A 17,503-nucleotide genomic window follows, 5' to 3' on the forward strand; every position below is an offset into this window, starting at 1 on the left:
GACTATGACATATACGCCCAGCGCATAAACGCTGCTGGAACACTCCTGTGGTACCAGCATGGAGAAGAAATCTGCACAGTGCCGACAGATCAGCTCTATCCCCAGATCACATCCGATGGAACGGGTGGGGCGATCATCTCGTGGGTGGACTTCCGCAATGAGACCGACTATGACATCTATGCCCAGTCGATCGATTCAGGGGGAACTATCAGGTGGACAACAGGAGGAACAGTCATCTGCGCTGCGGCAGAAAACCAGTCTTTTCAACAGATAGCATCCGTCGGAACTGACGGAGCGATAGTGGTGTGGCAGGACAGTCGCGGCACTTACGAAGACATCTATGCCCAGTACATAGACGATGCTGGATCTGTTCAGTGGACGACAGATGGAGTGCCCGTATGTACAGCGCCATGGGCCCAGTCATCCCCCAGGCTCATCGCCAATGGAAAAAACAACTCTGCGGTCATTGCGTGGAGAGACGATCGCGCACAGCACCTCGGCACCAGTAATTACGACATCTATGCACAGTACGTAAACGCGGCAGGAACGGTCCAGTGGACAGCAGATGGAGTGCCACTCTGCACCTCTCCGGAGAATCAGTGGAGTCCCGAGTTAGCATCCGATGGAGCGGGAGGAGCAATCGTCACGTGGGCCGATGAGCGCAGCACTACTCGCTATGACATCTATGCACAGCATGTAAGCGTCCTGGGAGCTGTCTCATGGACAACAAATGGCTTGTCCCTCTGCACAGCAGAAGGTGATAAAGCAAACCTCCAGGTCGTATCAGATGGAGCTGATGGAATGATCGTGACGTGGGCTGACTCACGCAATGGAGTCGACAACGACATCTATGCCCAGTCGATCGATTCAAATGGAAGAGTCGGATATGTCCCGCCCCTGATCACTTCTGTCAGCGACGTACCCGGCGATGAAGGCGGCTGGTTGAGAATAACTACAGACAGTTCGCCATGGGACAACGAACTATGGTACAGCTACCCTGCCGACGATTACAATGTCTGGCAGCTCATCGACGATCCGGCACTAGTCTCGATGATCGACCGGGAGACCGTTGATGAAAAGACCACCGATGGGAGTATCGGATCAACGCCGGGCCATTCAGTGAAAACCCCGAACATCTCAGGCTGGCCCGTCATCGAGCTGGGAGATCGTGTCTTCATGCAGTCGAAAGATCTGCTTCCGGCCATAGACCTCCCCCCGGGCACATGGGAGCTTCTCGGCAGCTTCAACGCATGTCAACAGGATACGTATATATTCCGGGCAAGTACCCTGGTAGATTCCACAGGGAGCGGCAATCCGCTCTCGACTTACATGGTAAGCATCCATACGACTATTCCCTCGATCTGGGGCGCGAGTCTGCCTGCAAGCGGGTACTCTGTGGACAACCTTCCCCCCTCGCTACCGGCAAGTGTGATGGCCGAGCAGAGCTTTGAGCCTGAGGGGCTGTCGCTGGACTGGGATGTGAATGTTGAAAATGATTTCTCGTATTACGCGGTCTACCGCGGCACTGACGAAAGTTTTGTGCCGGCCCCGGGTAATCGCATCACCATTACGACCGACAGCGAACACTTCGACGATGAGTGGCTCTGGGACTCCGGATATTATTACAAGCTCTCCGCAATCGACATCCACGGCAACGAGAGCGCTTTCGCACTTCTCGCGCCTGCCGAGATAACCGGAGACGATACGCCAACAACACCGCAGGCTGCATACCTGCAGCAGAACTATCCGAACCCGTTCAATCCACAGACAACGATAAGCTTCGGACTCAGCGAAGCTGGCCCTGTAAACCTGAAGGTCTACGATGCCGCGGGGCGCCTCGTGCGTATTATCATCGACGAGACCCTCTCCCCCGCGCATTACTCTGAAAGCTGGGACGGCAAAGACGGCAGCGGCACCGCGGTAGCAAGTGGAGTATATTTTTACAGGCTCAGCACGAAGACATTTACAGAGAACAGGAAGATGATCCTGCTGCGGTAAGTGATCGACAAGACGCAGGTACGAAAAGACACGAGGCGGAGCATGACAGCTCCGCCTCGATGTTTTTCCCAGGACTGATCAAAATCGCTAACGCGGATCCTATTCCTTAAACTCCACCCTGGCGAATATTTCCAGCGGTTTGATAAAGATCTGAGTGAAATCAACCTTCCACGTAAGCGTATTGCCGTCAACACTGGTCGCGTTATGCTCGAAGACATAGCCCGGCATTTCGAGGGTCAGGATAAGTTCGGCATGACCGACGAGGTACATGCCGGGAAGGTTCTCCCTGACGAATACATCGAGTTCGTCCTCGAGATCGTCGAGCATGGCTCCGGTGATCTCCCGCAGCTTCGAGAGATCGGCATCTGGATCGACCTGTTTGATGATCTCGGTCGCATCGGCCACCATGGAATCTGTCATGAGTTCATCTGAGAATGTATCTTCGCTGTCGTCCTGCTTGAACCAGGTGATCGCCATATATCCCATCATAAGACCCCTGAGTTCGATGAGGATTTCCGGATCGAACGAAGGGTACGCTGCTGCGACCTTGTCGTAGAATTTCGCCGCCGCAAAGGTGGAGATGGCCTCCCTGAGTTTCGTGCAGGTGACCGTCTCGCGGTATGTGAGACTTCGTCCGTTCGGACTCGCGCCGAGCTCCACGGCGATTGCGTTGCTGATCTGGATATCCTTGTAACGCTTGTCACCGAGAGAAGCTTGAATATGTATGTCATTGCCCATATCAAGCCAGTCATCGATTGACTTCGCTGTCTGCGTGCGAGAATAGACCATTTTCTTTTTCTGTTCAGACGCGTCACCCTCAGTTCCCGAAGCTGGTTCAATATATTTCCATCCCTTTTTGTCGAGATTGAACAGCTTGCGAAATTCCTCGTCCCCGATCTTCAGATCACCTTCGGACGCTTCATCCATCGACAGTTCCACCGAACGTTCTCCGCTCCCATCAGCATTAAGCTTTACGTTTACCTTGTACGTCTTGCATCCCGCCGAGAAGATGAGCAGAAGGGCGATACCGAGGGGAACGATCGCCTTGAAAACATTTGTATATCGCATCTTGTTTCTCCTTTTGGTCAGTACAACCTATTGCGTTGCCATTTGTGTCTCTCCATCAGATCTGGTTCGTCAGCGCGAGTACCCGGTCCCTCGAAATCGTTTCGCCTGGATCGAGTCCGAGCCATCCGACGAGGCGGATCAGCTCTTCGGCCTGCAGGCCGTCCCACAGGTCGATATATGCGGGAAGATCCGCCGACCCCACATTCTGCGACAGTACACGATGCGAGAGCAGCGACCGCGCTTCGTCCGGGCCCATGATCGTGACATCGGGCGGCAACTTGTTCAGGAGCGTGAGCAGTTCCTCTGCCGTAAATATCTCCTGTTGCGGCAGGCCGCGGCGGATCATCATGTTGCCGGCGCTGAAGATTCCCCGCCCACGAGGGAAATCGTCCTGTTCTGCCGACATATGCGAGATCAATTCATCCCTGTGGCCGACTTCATGAATGAGCTCCTGCTCCCGGGAGCGGAGCTGCCTGAGTTCGCTGAACATGAATCCGCTGGCGAACGTCAGGATCACTACGACGACCGAGAGAGCCGGGACGAGCAGCTTCATGACCGGCCACAACCGGGACCCGGCCGCATTGCGCCCCGCACTCTGCTGCGAGATATCCGCCATGACCCGTCGCCACATCGTATCGACCATCCCGTCGGGGACGGCCGCTTCGAGTTCCGGTCCTGAAGGGGAAATAAGATGCCGATGCATCTCAAGCAGCATCGCGCAGTCGGGACATTCTCCAGCGTGCTTATTCAATTGTATTTCATCTTCACGCGAGATCGCCCCCAGCGCCACTCTGTCGAGCAGCTCCTGGAATTCCCGGCATCCGGTTTCGTCCTTCATGACCACTCCTCCGTCGTTCGTAATATTTTAGCTAATCGCTTTCGCGCAAAATGTAGTGTCGTTCTCAGAGTCGAATGTTTCATTCCAAGTTTCAGGGCAGCTTCATCCTGGTCGGTCTGCTCGAGATCGACGACCGCAAAGATGAGCCGCTGCTTTTTAGTGAGCTTTCTCATCGCCCCTCTCAAACGCGCGCCGAACTCCTTCTGTTCGAGCAGCTCCGACGGACCCGGATCATCGTCAGTTACCTGAAATCTGTTCTCGTCAGGATCATCCGTATTTATTTTTTTCCATGACTCCGCTTTGCGAAGATGAGTGAGGCATCCGTTGCGATGAATCGTGAAGAGCCATGTCGCAAACGGTCGTAACGGATCGTACTGTCCTATCTTTTCATAGACTTTGACCCAGGTCTCCTGGCAGAGGTCCTGCGCGTTGTCCCAGTCCCGGGTGTACCGGTACGCTACGGCGATCAGCTGGCGAGTCATCGAATCCACCAGCTTCTTAAAGCTGCCGAGATCGCCGTTCTGAAATTCGTTTGCCAGTGTGTTTATATGTTCATGTTCCATTAAGCTGCTCCGACCTCGATTATGGGTTCTGTAGAGTGTACGTTGCTGTGGTCATTTCTGTTTATAGAAATATTGATTTAACCACATGCTATGAGGCGATATTTGATACAGGCCGCTGTCTGAATCTTGCCATGAATCATTGCTAAACATCATAAAATCTGCTAAAATGCCCTCGGATTCGAATCATTTCATAATTCCAAAAAAAGGGAGCACCGCCATGGCATCCAGACGGCTGATTACTTCCGTTCTGCTTTTCGTGTCGATCTTTGTATTCACCCTGTCCGTCTCGGCGGCATGGGTCGATAACGGGGTCCGGATCACTGATGGAGAAGAAGCCGAGCTTGAACCACGTATCACCACGGACGGCGCCGGTGGAGCTTACATCGCCTGGGAGCAGGGTTTTACCAGTGCTTTACTAAAAAACAGCATCTTTATCCAGAGGATCGACGGGAACGGGAATATCCTGTGGATGACTGGAAACATTATTCTTAATGAGGACAGTACTATAGCCTGGTCTCCAGTCGATCTGGCTCCTGACGGGTCGGGCGGAGTGCTCGTCTGCTGGACCGACGGTCGCGGTGGTGTGACCAATTCCCGGGACGTTTATGCACAGCGACTGGACTCCAGCGGCAACAAGCTCTGGGGAATGTATGGCGCTGAGGTATACGTGGGACCGAACGAACAGGACTACCCGCTGATAGTCTCTGATGGAGCCGGCGGAGCGGTGATCGTGTGGCGTGATGACAGTGGCGCGGGGGATCGAGATCTCCACGCGCAGCGTCTCAACGCATCCGGCGTCAGGCTCTGGTCACACAGCGGGATTCCGGTATGCACTGATCCGTCCGATCAGAATAGACACCAGGCCGTATCTGACGGGGATGGCGGCATCATCGTCACCTGGGACGATAACCGTTCCGCCAGCAGCGATATCTATGCCCAGAGAGTCGATTCGGATGGAATCGTGCAGTGGGCGCTCGATGGTATCCCCATATGCGTGAACATGGATCAACAGACCTTCCCCCGGATCGCTTCAGATGACGCGTACGGAGCAATCATCACCTGGCAGGAATCGACGGTCAATCTGTACGCGCAGAGGGTAGATGCCGCAGGCGACACACTCTGGGCGGCGAATGGGATCGTCGTATGCACTAATCCTTACGGAGCAAGATCCGACCCGCAGATCGCCAGGGACGGCAGCGGGGGCGCTGTCTTGTGCTGGTACGACTCGCGGACTCCCCGCGGGATATATGGCCAGCGGATCGATGCAACCGGCGACACTCTGTGGAGTGGCCCCGGAGTCCCGGTCTGCCTGGCCATCGCGACCCAGGAAGAACCCCGGATCGCCTCGGACGGCAGTGGGGGTGCCGCGATCGTGTGGAAGGAATCACTCAGACAGCAATACGACTATGGCGACGTCTACGCGCGTACGGTAGACCCAGGCGGCATCGTACAGGGTCCCTCTACCGGTGTCCCTATCTGCACAGCAGGTGGTCTGCAAAGGTTCATCCATATCACTACCGATGGTAGCGGTGGAGGCATCATCACATGGAGTGACTACCGCAACAGCGCAGAAACAGGGTCCGACATATACGCGGGCAGGGTGTATTTCAACGGCACAACGGACGCGGACACGCCGGATCTGCCGCAGGCGGGCTTCCTCTCGCAGAACTACCCCAACCCGTTCAATCCATCGACGACGATCGAGTTCGGGCTCGATAAGACTTCGCCCGTCAGCTTGAATGTCTACGATGTGGCGGGACGTCTTGTGCGGATCATCCTTGATGAGACCCTCCCCGCAGCTCATTACGCGGAAGTCTGGGACGGCAAGGACGGCAGCGGCAATGCGGTCGCAAGTGGAGTATATTTTTACCGACTTGAAACAGACACGATTACTCGGACGAGGAAAATGGTCCTGCTGCGATAAATCAGAGAACAGAAAGATGATCCTTCTGCGGTAATAGTCTGATAGCACATGTGACAACACCGTTGGGCTTGTCCAGGAATCTACCGCCGCATGCGGCGGTAAAAATCCTTGCAGTTGGTTCGTGTTAAGTCAGCATGGGGCAGTATTTGCGAACTGTATTCTGGCAGCCGTAAGTTGACCGTTACCTGTCATCGCAGCAGTACTATCTTGCGCGTCTGCGTAAAGTCTCCCGCGACGAGGCGATAGAAATATATCCCGCTCGATACCGGCTGCCCTCCACTGCCGGTGGCCGTCCAGTTTATCTCCTTGCGTCCCTCTGTCATCTGACGGTCCACGATTGTCGAGACAAGTTCTCCCTTCACGTTGTACACGCAGAGTCTCACGTACGTTGCGCCTGGCAGGTCGAACCTGATCGTCGTCGAGGGATTGAAGGGATTCGGGACGTTCTGATAGAGCATGAATCTACCCGGTCCTTCGTCTGCATCTTCCGCTTCGGCAGCTGTGATCACAGCCAGGGCATCATTGACAAGACGTGTGTGACTGTAGACCGCCGGATCGTCCTCCGGCAGATTTACAGGCACTTCCTTGGGCCCCGGTCCGGTCGTGTAGTAAGGATGCACCCAGCTCTGGATCACGACATGATCCAGCTCCACGCCGGTCGCGTTGACAGACTCGCTCCAGTCTATCGCCCCCTCGTAATAGGTCTGGTCGTCGTATGCGTCCGGTTCCCATAATTGGCTGTTCCACTGGATGTCTGTGATGATCACGCCGAACGCGATGCCCCGATCTTCCAGAAATGATTTAAGTTCCGCGAAGTCGGACGCGATGTCCGTGACGATCCCCCAGGAGTTATACTGATCGACCCGCGGACCGTTTACATCGAGGTGCAGGAACGGCAACGAAACGCCCCTGTCCTCCAGCGCGATGACCCAATCCTTCAACTGACCGACACTTACTTCCGGATAGAGTTCTATATGGCCGATGGGTATTTCAGGAAACCACGATTCCATCTGGAGGATGTAGGCGGCCACGTGATCTGCGATGATCTCCAGCGAATCGACAAGGCACGGTCTGGGATCCGTCTGGCCTGTATAGATGTAATAGTAGGCAGGGAGCCACTGCCTTATCGGTTCGTCCATGGCAAGATACCGGACGATGCCACCATTCGCCTCGACGTTTTGAATAACATTGATGGCCCCGTTGAGCGACAGGTTGAAAACGCTCTGGGCCGTCGAGCATTCGATCGGATCGGCGTTCACGACCGGCCCGGCAAAGAAGGATTCGATACCGATGCCGATACCCCAATGCCCCAGAATGGAGAAAGCATCGACATCCACAAGGTTATCGAGATAGTTCTCGCCACAGATCTGGGCGGGATTGAGCTGGCAGCCCCAGCCTCCGCTGCCGACCTGTGAGGTGGAGAACTTGAACACGTCGATCTTCTCTCTCGCCAGGTCCCACTTTTCTGGCGCTGTGAACATCTCCAGCATGTCCACGCTGGCTGTATTGGGAGAAAACCAGACGCGATCCTGCTCAAGCTGAGTCTGGGCGGAAATATCATCTACCGGTAATATCGTCCACAGAAGAATCGTCATATATATAGCCGCGGACTTCATGAAGTCTCTCTATTCCAGATACGTGTGTCTATTGCCTTACCATCTTTCATTATACCACAACGCTGATCGAGTTTGCAGGATCCATGGCAGGACGGCAAAGACGGCAGCGGCATTGCGGTCGCAAGTGGAGTATATTTTTACAGGCTCAGCACGAAGACATTTACAGAGAACAGGAAAATGATCCTGCTGCGATAAAGCTGGCGGGGGGGTCGACTCTACCCCCACACCGAGCGCTCCTTGACAGATCCGCATATACGGGTGTATAATGCGTCATAGCTTATAAAAATCGATAATGTCGCATGCGCCACAGTCTGAGGGATCTGTCAATCCAGCCTGATACCTTAAGGAGGATTCCCGTGAATATGCGGAGGGCCTCTATTGTCGTTTTGCTGACCTCCCTGCTACTGCCGCTCGGGTCATTTGCATACGGAGTGGAAAGCCCCATCATCCTTCATCCGACTGACGATACATGGATCTTTAATTCCAGTCCCGGAGCGGGTATGGGATTGCACGACAGCCTGCAGGTAATGAGTCACGGGCCGGACCCTCACATCTTCAGCCAGAAAGCACTGGTCAAGTTCGATCTCTCCGACCTGCCACCGGGAACCACGATCTCCTCTGCCACATTGTATCTCTACTACTATCACGGCAATCCCGAGTCTGAATGTCGTTACGAGGAATTGAGGCTGCGGAGGATTACCTGCTTCTGGGAGGAGGACTGGGCTACATGGGACACGGTCGGCAGCTGTTACGATTTTTCGATAACCGATGCCGCGCGGATGCAGACCTGTTACGGCTGGCTGGACTGGAATGTCACCGCCGATGTGCAGGCGATGATAGACGGCATGGAAAGTAACCATGGGTGGATGGTATCCGACGAAAGAACGGGTGACGATCATCCTGTCATCCGTTTTTGGGCCAGAGAAAGTGGCCACAAGATCCCATTCCTCGAGATCGTGCTCGAATCAGAGGAATGGCCGATGTATCTCCACGATGCGAGTAACAGGGCATATAACAATTCAAATATGCCCGATACGGCCGAAGTGATCTGGGATAACTATGTGGGCCCCGGCTTCGACTGCTCGCCAGCGGTGGTAGACGGAAAAGTATATATCGGATCGACCGATATGTTATGTTACGACGCGCTGGGTGACGGCGAAGGCTCTTCCGATCAGATCTGGCACTACTACATCGGTCCGAGTCACAACATCTACTCCTCACCGGCCGTGGTTGACGGCAAGGTCTATTTCGGAGTGGAAACAGGTGAGATATACTGTCTCGATGCGGCAGGTAACGGCGATGGGACGACCGATCTGATATGGAGTTATATGACCGGCGATCGCATCCGGTCAAGTCCCGTTGTCACCGATGGGAAAGTGTATATTGGATCATGGGATCGCAATGTGTATTGTCTCGATGCCGAGGGCAATGGCGACCTGACGACCGATCTTGTATGGAGCTATTCGACAGGCAGCGTGATCAGTTGTTCACCCGCATTCTCAAACGGCAGGATCTATATAGGATCGAACGATGATATCGTGTATTGCCTGGACGCTGAGGGCAATGGTGACGAGACGACCGATCTGATCTGGAGCTTCGCGACTGGCGATGATGTGATGTCTTCCCCCACTGTGTTTTCCGGTCATGTGTATGTTGGATCCAATGATGACAATTTATATTGCCTGGACGCAGAGGGCAATGGCGATGGAACGACCGATCTCATCTGGAGCGCCATTGTCGGCAGCATTCAAAAGTCTTCTCCCGCCATAGCATATGGCAGGGTATATATCGGATCATTCGGTTCAGGGATCAAATGCTTCGATGCTCTGGGCAATTGCGACGGAACGACCGATCTGATATGGACCCACATCCTCGGAGGCAGGGTTTACTCACCGGTCCTCGCCGACGGTAAAGTATATGCCGGATCCGGGGATGGCGTTTTGTCCTGTCTGGACGCCGAGGGCAACGGTGATGGAACGACCGATCTGCTCTGGGATCACACCACGTCAGACGACATTCAAACTTCACCGGCTATCGCCAGAGGCAGGATATACATCGGGTCGACCAACCATCACCTGTACTGCCTGGGAACTCTTCCTCCCCCGAGCATCGTCCAATCATCAGTGGAGCCCTGGGATTCATACGGACTTGCTTTCGTCTGCCCCGGGACGGGAACGAGCTGCGACAGCGTCACAGTGACCATCCGGGACGAGAACGGCGATCCCTGCCCATATTACGATGTCGAGATCGATCTCTCCGATTGCACCGGTCTCTGTATCGATATCCCGGACGGCCTGAGCGGCACCACAGACAGGGACGGCGTGGTCCGCCTCGATCCCCGGGTCGGCGGCTGCGCGGAATGCGACGTGATAGTACGGGCCATGGATACCGATATCAGGATCTATTCGAAGGTAACGAGTTCTGACTGGGACGGGAACTGGGCTGACGGCAAGGTGGAAACGGTAGACTCACTCTACTTCATGAGCCAGTTCATGCAACCATTCCCCGAACTCTGCGCCGACTATGACGGCAGCGGTTACGTCGACCTCGTCGATCTCTCGATGCTCGCCTGCTGCATGGGAACATCGAATGCCGAGACCTGCTCCCTTTTCTACGACTGTGAAATCGTTCCGTGCAGCATCGATTTCGAGACCCTTGTGATCGGGACCACTTTCGATACGACATTCGTGATCAGAAATACAGGCAGCGCATCCCTCTGCGACACGGTCTCGCTCTCATGCGATGGGTTTAGTCTGGTCTCGGGAGGCGGTCTCTACTACCTCCCCAGCGGTGACTCCCTGGAGGTGACGGTGAGGTTCGAGCCGGTCGACACCGGGACAAATGTCTGCACGATCGAGACAGGGGATTCCAGGTGCTGCGACGTGCTCTGCACCGGCGTAGCGGTCAACCCGTGCGTCGTCGAATCGACGACCATAGATTTCGGTATGGTGAACGCGGGATGCCATATCGATACCACATTCACCATCATAAACAATCAGGATGAAGCCCTGTCAGGAACGGTGTCGGAATCCTGCCCCTGCGACACCATTCTATCTGGAGGAGGGCCGTATACCCTGGCTCCCGGTGAGACCCTCAGGGTGACAGTGCGTTTTCAGCCCACCATCCCGGGTACGCATACATGCCTGATCGAGACGGGGGATCCGCTGTGCTGCGATGTGCAATGCACCGGCTGGACGCCATTCTATACATCGACCGATCATGTAGATTTCGGCGAAGTGGAGCTCGGGAAGAGCAGGGATCTCAGTTTCATGATCGACAACCACCACTGCTCGGATTCGCTGACGGGATCTGTGCACGAGCTGTTCGCGTACGACGATTTCAGCATCCTCTCATCGGGACACTTCAATCTGGCCCCGGGCGAGTCGAAAAAAGTAACCGTTCGTTTCGAACCCTCTTCACTGGAAAAACGCATATGCGTGATCGATATGAACAACGAGCAAATCAGGGATGTGGTCTGCTCCGGCACCGGGAAGTATGTATCCAGAGGAAGCAAGACACTCTTCTTCCTCGAGCAGAACGACCCGAACCCGTTCAACCCCATCACAGAGATCAGGTACAATCTCCCGCGGGACGCCCGGGTGCGGCTCGACATCTTCAACATCCTCGGGCAGAAGGTCGTTACGCTCGTGAACGAGCATCAGAGCGCCGGATTCAAGACGATCTCCTGGAACGGAAAGAATGACAGGGAAACAGACGTGTCCAGCGGAGTTTACTTCTGCAGGATAAGGGCGGGCGACTATACCGAAACCAGGAAGATGATCCTGCTCCGGTGAGCATGATTCCATTCCTCTTATTCGTAAATATTTCCATAGGGGGAATTCAAGATGGTAACATTTTCCCGTTCTACCCGCTTAGCTTGCGCTGCGATCACGCTACTGGTGATAACGAGTCTGATGGTCGCGGGAGCCCTGGCACAGACAAATCAACCTCCGGCTGTGCCGAGGTTCGATTCGGGGAAAATCGCCACTGCCACTGAAGTAGAATTCTTCGGTCACATCATATACATCCCGATGATGGTCAACGGGACCGGCCCCTACTCCTTTGTCCTCGATACAGGGGCTGGACGATTCTCGGCTATAGATTATTCGGTCGCTGAAGCTCTCGGCCTCGAGCAGACGCTGCTCATGAAAGGGGGCGGCGCGGGCGAAGACATTGTAGAGATCAACAACGTAGACTCGGTATCATTCGCCAGCATAGGAATATCCTTTGATCCGCGCTCGGCGATAAGCATCCCTCTTCACAGGATGGACCCGCACTGGGGTAAGCGCAAGGACGGGCTGATCGGAGGAGACCTTCTCTCGGCCCTGATCACGGTCGTCGACTACGAGGCGGGGACCCTTGTTTTCCACGATCCTGCGACTTACGAGTATAATGGACCCGGCGAACGGGTGCCGATCGAGCTGTTCAATAATTACATTTTTATCAGAGCTGAGGTGCTTCTACACGGACCCGGCGATCCGATAGAGGCTTTTTTCATGGTCGACACTGGTGTCCGACTCAGCCTCTTCAACAGTCCTTACTCGCGGGAGCATTCGTTGCCCGCTCAAAGTCCATCAACCATAACCGGAGTAACCGGGTTCGGACTCGGAGGATTGAGCCAGGGTGTCATCGGGCGTGTCCATGGTATCCGGATTGGTTCGACTCTCATCGAGAATCCGGTCGTCAATTTCTCGACCGATACTACCGGGGGACTTGCGGCGACCGATTTTTCGGGAATCATTGGAGCCGACATCCTGAGCCGTTTCACCCTTATTCTTGATTATAGTCGATCCGAGATCATTCTCGAGAAGAACGATCGATTCGCTGCCCCATTCGAAAACGACATGTGCGGGATACGCTTCGTAATGGATGGTGAGCGTTTCGATATTTTCAGAGCCTTCTCGATCTTCGATGGCTCACCGGCCGCGGAGGCAGGCATCCTGGAGGGCGACGTCCTGACTGCTGTCGATGGCCGCGAGGCGAGCAGCTTCACCATCGAGACACTGATGGAGTACCTCAGTCGCGAGGGTGCGGTAGTGCGTCTCACGATAAAGCGTGGAAGCGAAACGAAGGAGTTCGCCATTACCCTCAGGCGGATGGTATGAAACATAAGTGACAACTTTCACTCAAGAATTATTCTACTTGCGACATCCTGATTTGCCCGGTGACCGTAGCCTGACCTATTGAAATTCACCCCCCTTTCATGATATACTCTCCACATCAGATCAGACATTTCTGAGGGAAAAGATCACGACATATTCAGACGCCACCTGCAGGAGGAGATCATGAAAGCCACCCGATTACTTCCGGTTATTTCCTTGATGTGTACTTATCTCGCAATAGTATCTACAGTAATAGCGACGACACCCACACCCGCTGGCGCCGACTGGTTGTCGGGCGGTGTCCGCGTCTGCATGGACACGGCCAGAGACCCGCAGATCGTCTCGGACGGAGGGGGAGGGGCCTTTGTCGCGTGGAAAGATAGCCGAGGATCGAGTAGCCCCATCTACGCCCAGAGAATCGATGGCTCTGGCAATCCCTACTGGACGGTGAACGGTCTGCAGATCTCCGATACCGATAGTTATTACTTGCTGGAGCTGTTAAACGATGGAGTGGGCGGCGCGATAGCCGTCTATTCGACCGGCTCCACGATATGGGCACAGAGGTTTGACTCGGACGGCAACCGGCTCTGGGGCTGGGGTGTGGAGGTGACAGGCAGCCTTTCCCTGATAATGGAAATGATCAAAGTAGTTCCGGACGGACTTGGCGGCTTCGTGACAGTCTTCAAGGATGAAGCCAATATCTACGCTCAGAGAGTCGATTCTAACGGGGACCTTTCCTGGGACGAAGTAAGTGGCCGCGGAGCGGTAGTATTCGGCGATTTTACTAACTTCGATATCGTGAGTGACGGTATGGGAGGCGTGTTCGTGGCGGGATACAGCGATCCATCCTTGAATGTCTTCGTTCAGCGAGTCTACGCCTCGGGCGCCATCTGGCAGTCCGGAGGCCTGCTGATCCCCGATTGGACCGGGAACAACGTGTCAGACCCAGTCATTGCGGGCAACGGATACGACGGGGTGATAGTGGCCTGGCTTGAAGACAATTACGGTTGGGACGTTAAAGCACAGCGCATCGATCCAGCTGGTAACCTGCCGCCGGGTGACCCAGGGGAGTCAATGCCCATTTATCTATGCGAATGGTACGAGGACCAGCATAACCTGGCTATCCTCTCAGACGGCTCCGGCGGTGCATACGTAGCCTGGGAAGATAATCGGGACACATATGGTTATACACAGGTCTACGCTCAACATGTCGATAAATATAGAACGACACAATGGGCGGATAATGGCATCCTTTTCGGCCACGACATGGAGCATCAGACCGATATCGTACTCTTTGAATCGGGCGGCGAATGTTTTGCCACCTGGCTCGATATGCGATGGGACGAAGCCGTCGTGGGACAGAAGTTCGATGCAGGCGGAAGCTTTCTGTGGACGGAAGGGGGAGAATATCTGGCTGAGGTCTCTACGAGTGATGGATATGATTCATCCCCTGACGGCGCTGGAGGGATCTTCGTTACGATGACGGATGATCAGGTTCCGGATGGTCAGGGCCTCTATGTGCAATCTGTCGACTACAAGGGTGACAACCCCGTGCCTCATCCGACGATCTCAAGCGTAACCGATGTGCCTGTTGACCAGGGAGGCGCTGTCAGGTTGACTGTAGACAGGTCCGACTACGACGACCCCCATCAGGTCTTCGTCCAGGTGGCGAGATACGACGTCTGGCAGCGAGTCGATGGTACACTTTATGCCCCTGCCACCTTTCAGCCACCAGCCGATGTACTCTCTGAAGATATCATCGCGGAAGTAGGCGAAAACATCATAATCGAATCATCGGAAGGGCGCTTCCTCCTCACCGCTCCGACAGGAGCCATACCGGCGGGCACCTGGGAACTGGTCGGCTCCTTCGACGCAGCGCAGAGCGATGAATATATCTATAGAACAAGCACACTTGCAGACTCGTCAGCGACCGGTATCCCCTACAATGTATATGTCGTCTCGGCACACACCAAAGACCCCGCGTTCTGGTATATCAGCGAGCCCGACAGCGGGTACTCGGTGGACAACCTCGCTCCCGCCCCGCCGCTGGGACTCGCGGGAGAACAGTCGCAGAGCCCAACCGGCCTTGAGCTGAGCTGGGATGAGAACCTGGAAGACGACCTCTGGTACTACGCGGTCTACAGGGGCACGAGTGAGACCTTCATCCCCGGCTCCGGTAACCTCGTAGCGACACCCGAAGGCGAATACTGTTTCGACAGCGGTTGGGACTGGCAGCAGGACTACTGGTACAAACTTTCGGCGGTCGACGAGAACGGGAACGAGAGCGGATATATAACGATGGGCCCCGGCGATGTGACAGGCGAAGATCCTCAGACGCCTCCTCTGGCGAGTTACCTTTCGCAGAACTATCCAAATCCGTTTAATCCTTCGACGGCTATTCAGTTTGGGCTGTCTCATAGTTCGCGTGTATCCCTGAAGATCTACAACGTTTCTGGAAAACTTGTACGCGTGGTCGTCGAGGAGAGCCGACCGGCTGGTCACTACAATGAAAACTGGGACGGCAAAGATGAATCCGGTCGCGCAGTAGCAAGTGGAGTATATTTTTACAGGCTCAGCACAACGGCATTTACAGAGAACAGAAAGATGATCCTGCTGCGTTAGTGCGGATGAGTCCTTTTACATTTGCTGCCGAACCCGAGGCTTATTGCCAGCACCTATTGCCTTAACGAAGCAGCACCATCTTGCGCGTCTGCACATAGTCGCCGGCGACGAGGCGATAGAAATAGATGCCGCTTGATATCGACCTCGCTGCGTTGCCGCTGGCCATCCAGTTGATCTCTTTACGGCCTTCAGTCATCTGCCGATCCACGATGGTCGAGACGAGCTCGCCCTTCACATTGTACACGCAAAGACTCACATGCGCAGCCTGAGGCAGGTCGAACCGGATAGTCGTAGCTGGGTTGAACGGATTGGGTACGTTCTGGTGAAGGACGAACGCGTTCGGCTGCGCCAGCTCGTCACCGGCCGCAGTCTGAATCGTCGTGAGTATCGTAAAATCGTCACCAAAAATATATAATGCCTGCCCGATCTTCCCGTCCAGCTCGCGGAATTCAAAACGGGTAACTCCGGCAGGCCGTGTATCGATGACACCGAAAAACTGATGCCCACTTGAGACAGCCCCCCCAGTGTACAGGGAATCGTCAAGGAGTATCCCTACTTTGGCACCGTAGAACCCCGTGATATAGCCCCCGACACCCTGAAGAGTCCTCATGTGAGGTTCCAGGGTCCCGGTGAATCCATCGTGGTACAGGCAATGATCCGGAGGATTGTCGATGTCACACTGGTCCGGCGTTCCTGTGGCGGATCCATGTAGAGGGTCGAATATCCCCCACAGTCCGGTCCGCGCTGGTCCCGGCCCTGTCGTGATCTCGTGAAAGTCAGGAGAACCGGAATGGTTGGACTCCCACAGGATCCCCTGGCTGGACACTGACGGAGCGGTATCTGGAGAACGAGCGATGGACCATGCTGCATCGTCCTCGAAACCCTCCTGAAAATTACTGAACCCATACTCGGCTGCTTTCGCCAGAAAGGCGGATTCGTTCCAGCAGACAAAGACATCGGGTCCACCGTTGCAGGCGGTCAATGTGACGATCGCCTCCGAGGAGACCGAACCGAAAACTGCGCGGTAGACGAAGCTGTCGAACCCGTCAAATGTAACGCCCGGCGTATATATAAACGATCCATCGGAATTCAAACTGAGTGTGCCATGGAATACGTCAGATACCAGCTCCGCAGTCGCGCCCGACTCGCCGGCACTTTCACCATCGAGGATATCGTTATCCAGGATACCGAAAACATCTACCTCCAGCGAGATCCCGAACGGTATGCCGAATTCATCGTCGTACGCTGTGAGTACCTGCGCCTGAAGAGTCCCGGCTGAGAACAACGCCAGAATACCCGCGATAATTATATACTTCGAATAGTCTCTTGATTTTGAATGTAACATTCTACCCTTCTCCCAGTGTATCTCTGTAGCCGTGCAACGTATAAGTCTATCTCTCCCTCGTATCTCTGCTGCCGTTCAGCCAGAAAATCTATCTCATGCTTATATTATACTAATTTAGTCCTATATAGCAAGGCAGGTGTGGGAATATTATTCAGGCTGAGCGGGGGATCCATTCCTCCCGCCCTACCTCTCCGGTCTCGTGATCTATTTTCAGGCTCTCCGCCATAGAACCATTTACAGGCCGGGGAGAATCATATTATCCTCCACTGATCGCAGAAAGGAACAGATGGATTACAATCTTGTAGTAATAGGTGGAGGAGCATCCGGTATGCTCGCGGCCGGAAGGGCGGCGGAGAACGGGCTCAAGGTCCTTCTGCTCGAGAGAAACAACCGTCTCGGGATGAAGCTTGGAATAACGGGTAAGGGA

General features: G+C 54.7%; 11 protein-coding genes. 6 read left to right on the forward strand and 5 right to left on the reverse strand.

Translation table 11 applies throughout. The features are described 5' to 3' along the window. On the forward strand, positions 1–1,998 hold a 1,998-nt coding region (locus KOO63_00105), incomplete at its 5' end, for a T9SS type A sorting domain-containing protein (GenBank protein MBU8920239.1). A 99-nt stretch (positions 1,999–2,097) separates the two neighbouring features. Here the strand turns inward: KOO63_00105 and KOO63_00110 are convergent. From KOO63_00110 to KOO63_00120, 3 genes are read right to left on the reverse strand one after another with little or no spacing between them, the layout of a single operon-like run. Further along, positions 2,098–3,066, reverse strand: a complete 969-nt coding sequence (locus KOO63_00110; GenBank protein MBU8920240.1) for a hypothetical protein — start codon at positions 3,064–3,066, stop codon at positions 2,098–2,100. A 55-nt stretch (positions 3,067–3,121) separates the two neighbouring features. Then, positions 3,122–3,904, reverse strand: a complete 783-nt coding sequence (locus KOO63_00115) for a zf-HC2 domain-containing protein (GenBank protein ID MBU8920241.1) — start codon at positions 3,902–3,904, stop codon at positions 3,122–3,124. Continuing rightward, positions 3,901–4,467 carry an RNA polymerase sigma factor gene (locus tag KOO63_00120; protein ID MBU8920242.1) on the reverse strand — a complete coding sequence of 189 codons (567 nt, stop codon included), beginning with the start codon at positions 4,465–4,467 and terminating at the stop codon, positions 3,901–3,903. Before KOO63_00120 ends, KOO63_00115 begins: the two co-directional genes overlap by 4 nt. Positions 4,468–4,684: 217 nt before the next feature. Between KOO63_00120 and KOO63_00125 the strand changes: the two genes are divergently transcribed. Next, positions 4,685–6,391 carry a T9SS type A sorting domain-containing protein gene (locus tag KOO63_00125; GenBank protein MBU8920243.1) on the forward strand — a complete coding sequence of 569 codons (1,707 nt, stop codon included), beginning with the start codon at positions 4,685–4,687 and terminating at the stop codon, positions 6,389–6,391. Between the two features lie 188 nt (positions 6,392–6,579). Here KOO63_00125 and KOO63_00130 read toward each other — a convergent pair whose 3' ends face one another. Next, complete coding sequence (locus tag KOO63_00130; protein MBU8920244.1) at positions 6,580–8,007, reverse strand: T9SS type A sorting domain-containing protein; 1,428 nt, start codon at positions 8,005–8,007, stop codon at positions 6,580–6,582. A gap of 356 nt (positions 8,008–8,363) precedes the next feature. On the opposite strand from KOO63_00130, the gene KOO63_00135 reads away from it, so the two are divergent. The 3 genes from KOO63_00135 (at position 8,364) to KOO63_00145 (ending at position 15,731) form a co-directional block, all read left to right on the forward strand. Beyond that, positions 8,364–11,801 carry a PQQ-binding-like beta-propeller repeat protein gene (locus KOO63_00135; GenBank protein MBU8920245.1) on the forward strand — a complete coding sequence of 1,146 codons (3,438 nt, stop codon included), beginning with the start codon at positions 8,364–8,366 and terminating at the stop codon, positions 11,799–11,801. Positions 11,802–11,852: 51 nt separating this feature from the next. Further along, complete coding sequence (locus tag KOO63_00140) at positions 11,853–13,112, forward strand: aspartyl protease family protein (GenBank protein ID MBU8920246.1); 1,260 nt, start codon at positions 11,853–11,855, stop codon at positions 13,110–13,112. A gap of 180 nt (positions 13,113–13,292) precedes the next feature. Beyond that, a complete protein-coding gene (locus tag KOO63_00145) occupies positions 13,293–15,731 on the forward strand; it encodes a T9SS type A sorting domain-containing protein (GenBank protein MBU8920247.1) in 2,439 nt (812 codons plus the stop codon). Positions 15,732–15,792: 61 nt separating this feature from the next. Here the strand turns inward: KOO63_00145 and KOO63_00150 are convergent, their stop codons facing one another. After that, complete coding sequence (locus tag KOO63_00150) at positions 15,793–17,076, reverse strand: T9SS type A sorting domain-containing protein (GenBank protein ID MBU8920248.1); 1,284 nt, start codon at positions 17,074–17,076, stop codon at positions 15,793–15,795. Positions 17,077–17,362: 286 nt separating this feature from the next. Here KOO63_00150 and KOO63_00155 point away from each other — a divergent pair. Then, positions 17,363–17,503, forward strand: a 141-nt coding sequence (locus KOO63_00155; GenBank protein MBU8920249.1) for an NAD(P)/FAD-dependent oxidoreductase, incomplete at its 3' end; no start/stop codon positions are given.

The sequence above is a fragment of the Candidatus Latescibacterota bacterium genome, assembly GCA_019038625.1.
Taxonomy (GTDB): Bacteria; Krumholzibacteriota; Krumholzibacteriia; order Krumholzibacteriales; family Krumholzibacteriaceae; genus JAGLYV01.

Bases quoted from the DNA above. Each gene is read 5' to 3' on its own strand.
- KOO63_00120 (MBU8920242.1), bottom strand. From the start codon at position 4,467: ATGGAACATGAACATATAAACACACTGGCAAACGAATTTCAGAACGGC.
- KOO63_00110 (MBU8920240.1), bottom strand. From the start codon at position 3,066: ATGCGATATACAAATGTTTTCAAGGCGATCGTTCCCCTCGGTATCGCC.
- KOO63_00145 (MBU8920247.1), top strand. From the start codon at position 13,293: ATGAAAGCCACCCGATTACTTCCGGTTATTTCCTTGATGTGTACTTAT.
- KOO63_00150 (MBU8920248.1), bottom strand. From the start codon at position 17,076: ATGTTACATTCAAAATCAAGAGACTATTCGAAGTATATAATTATCGCG.
- KOO63_00140 (MBU8920246.1), top strand. From the start codon at position 11,853: ATGGTAACATTTTCCCGTTCTACCCGCTTAGCTTGCGCTGCGATCACG.
- KOO63_00130 (MBU8920244.1), bottom strand. From the start codon at position 8,007: ATGAAGTCCGCGGCTATATATATGACGATTCTTCTGTGGACGATATTA.
- KOO63_00115 (MBU8920241.1), bottom strand. From the start codon at position 3,904: ATGAAGGACGAAACCGGATGCCGGGAATTCCAGGAGCTGCTCGACAGA.
- KOO63_00125 (MBU8920243.1), top strand. From the start codon at position 4,685: ATGGCATCCAGACGGCTGATTACTTCCGTTCTGCTTTTCGTGTCGATC.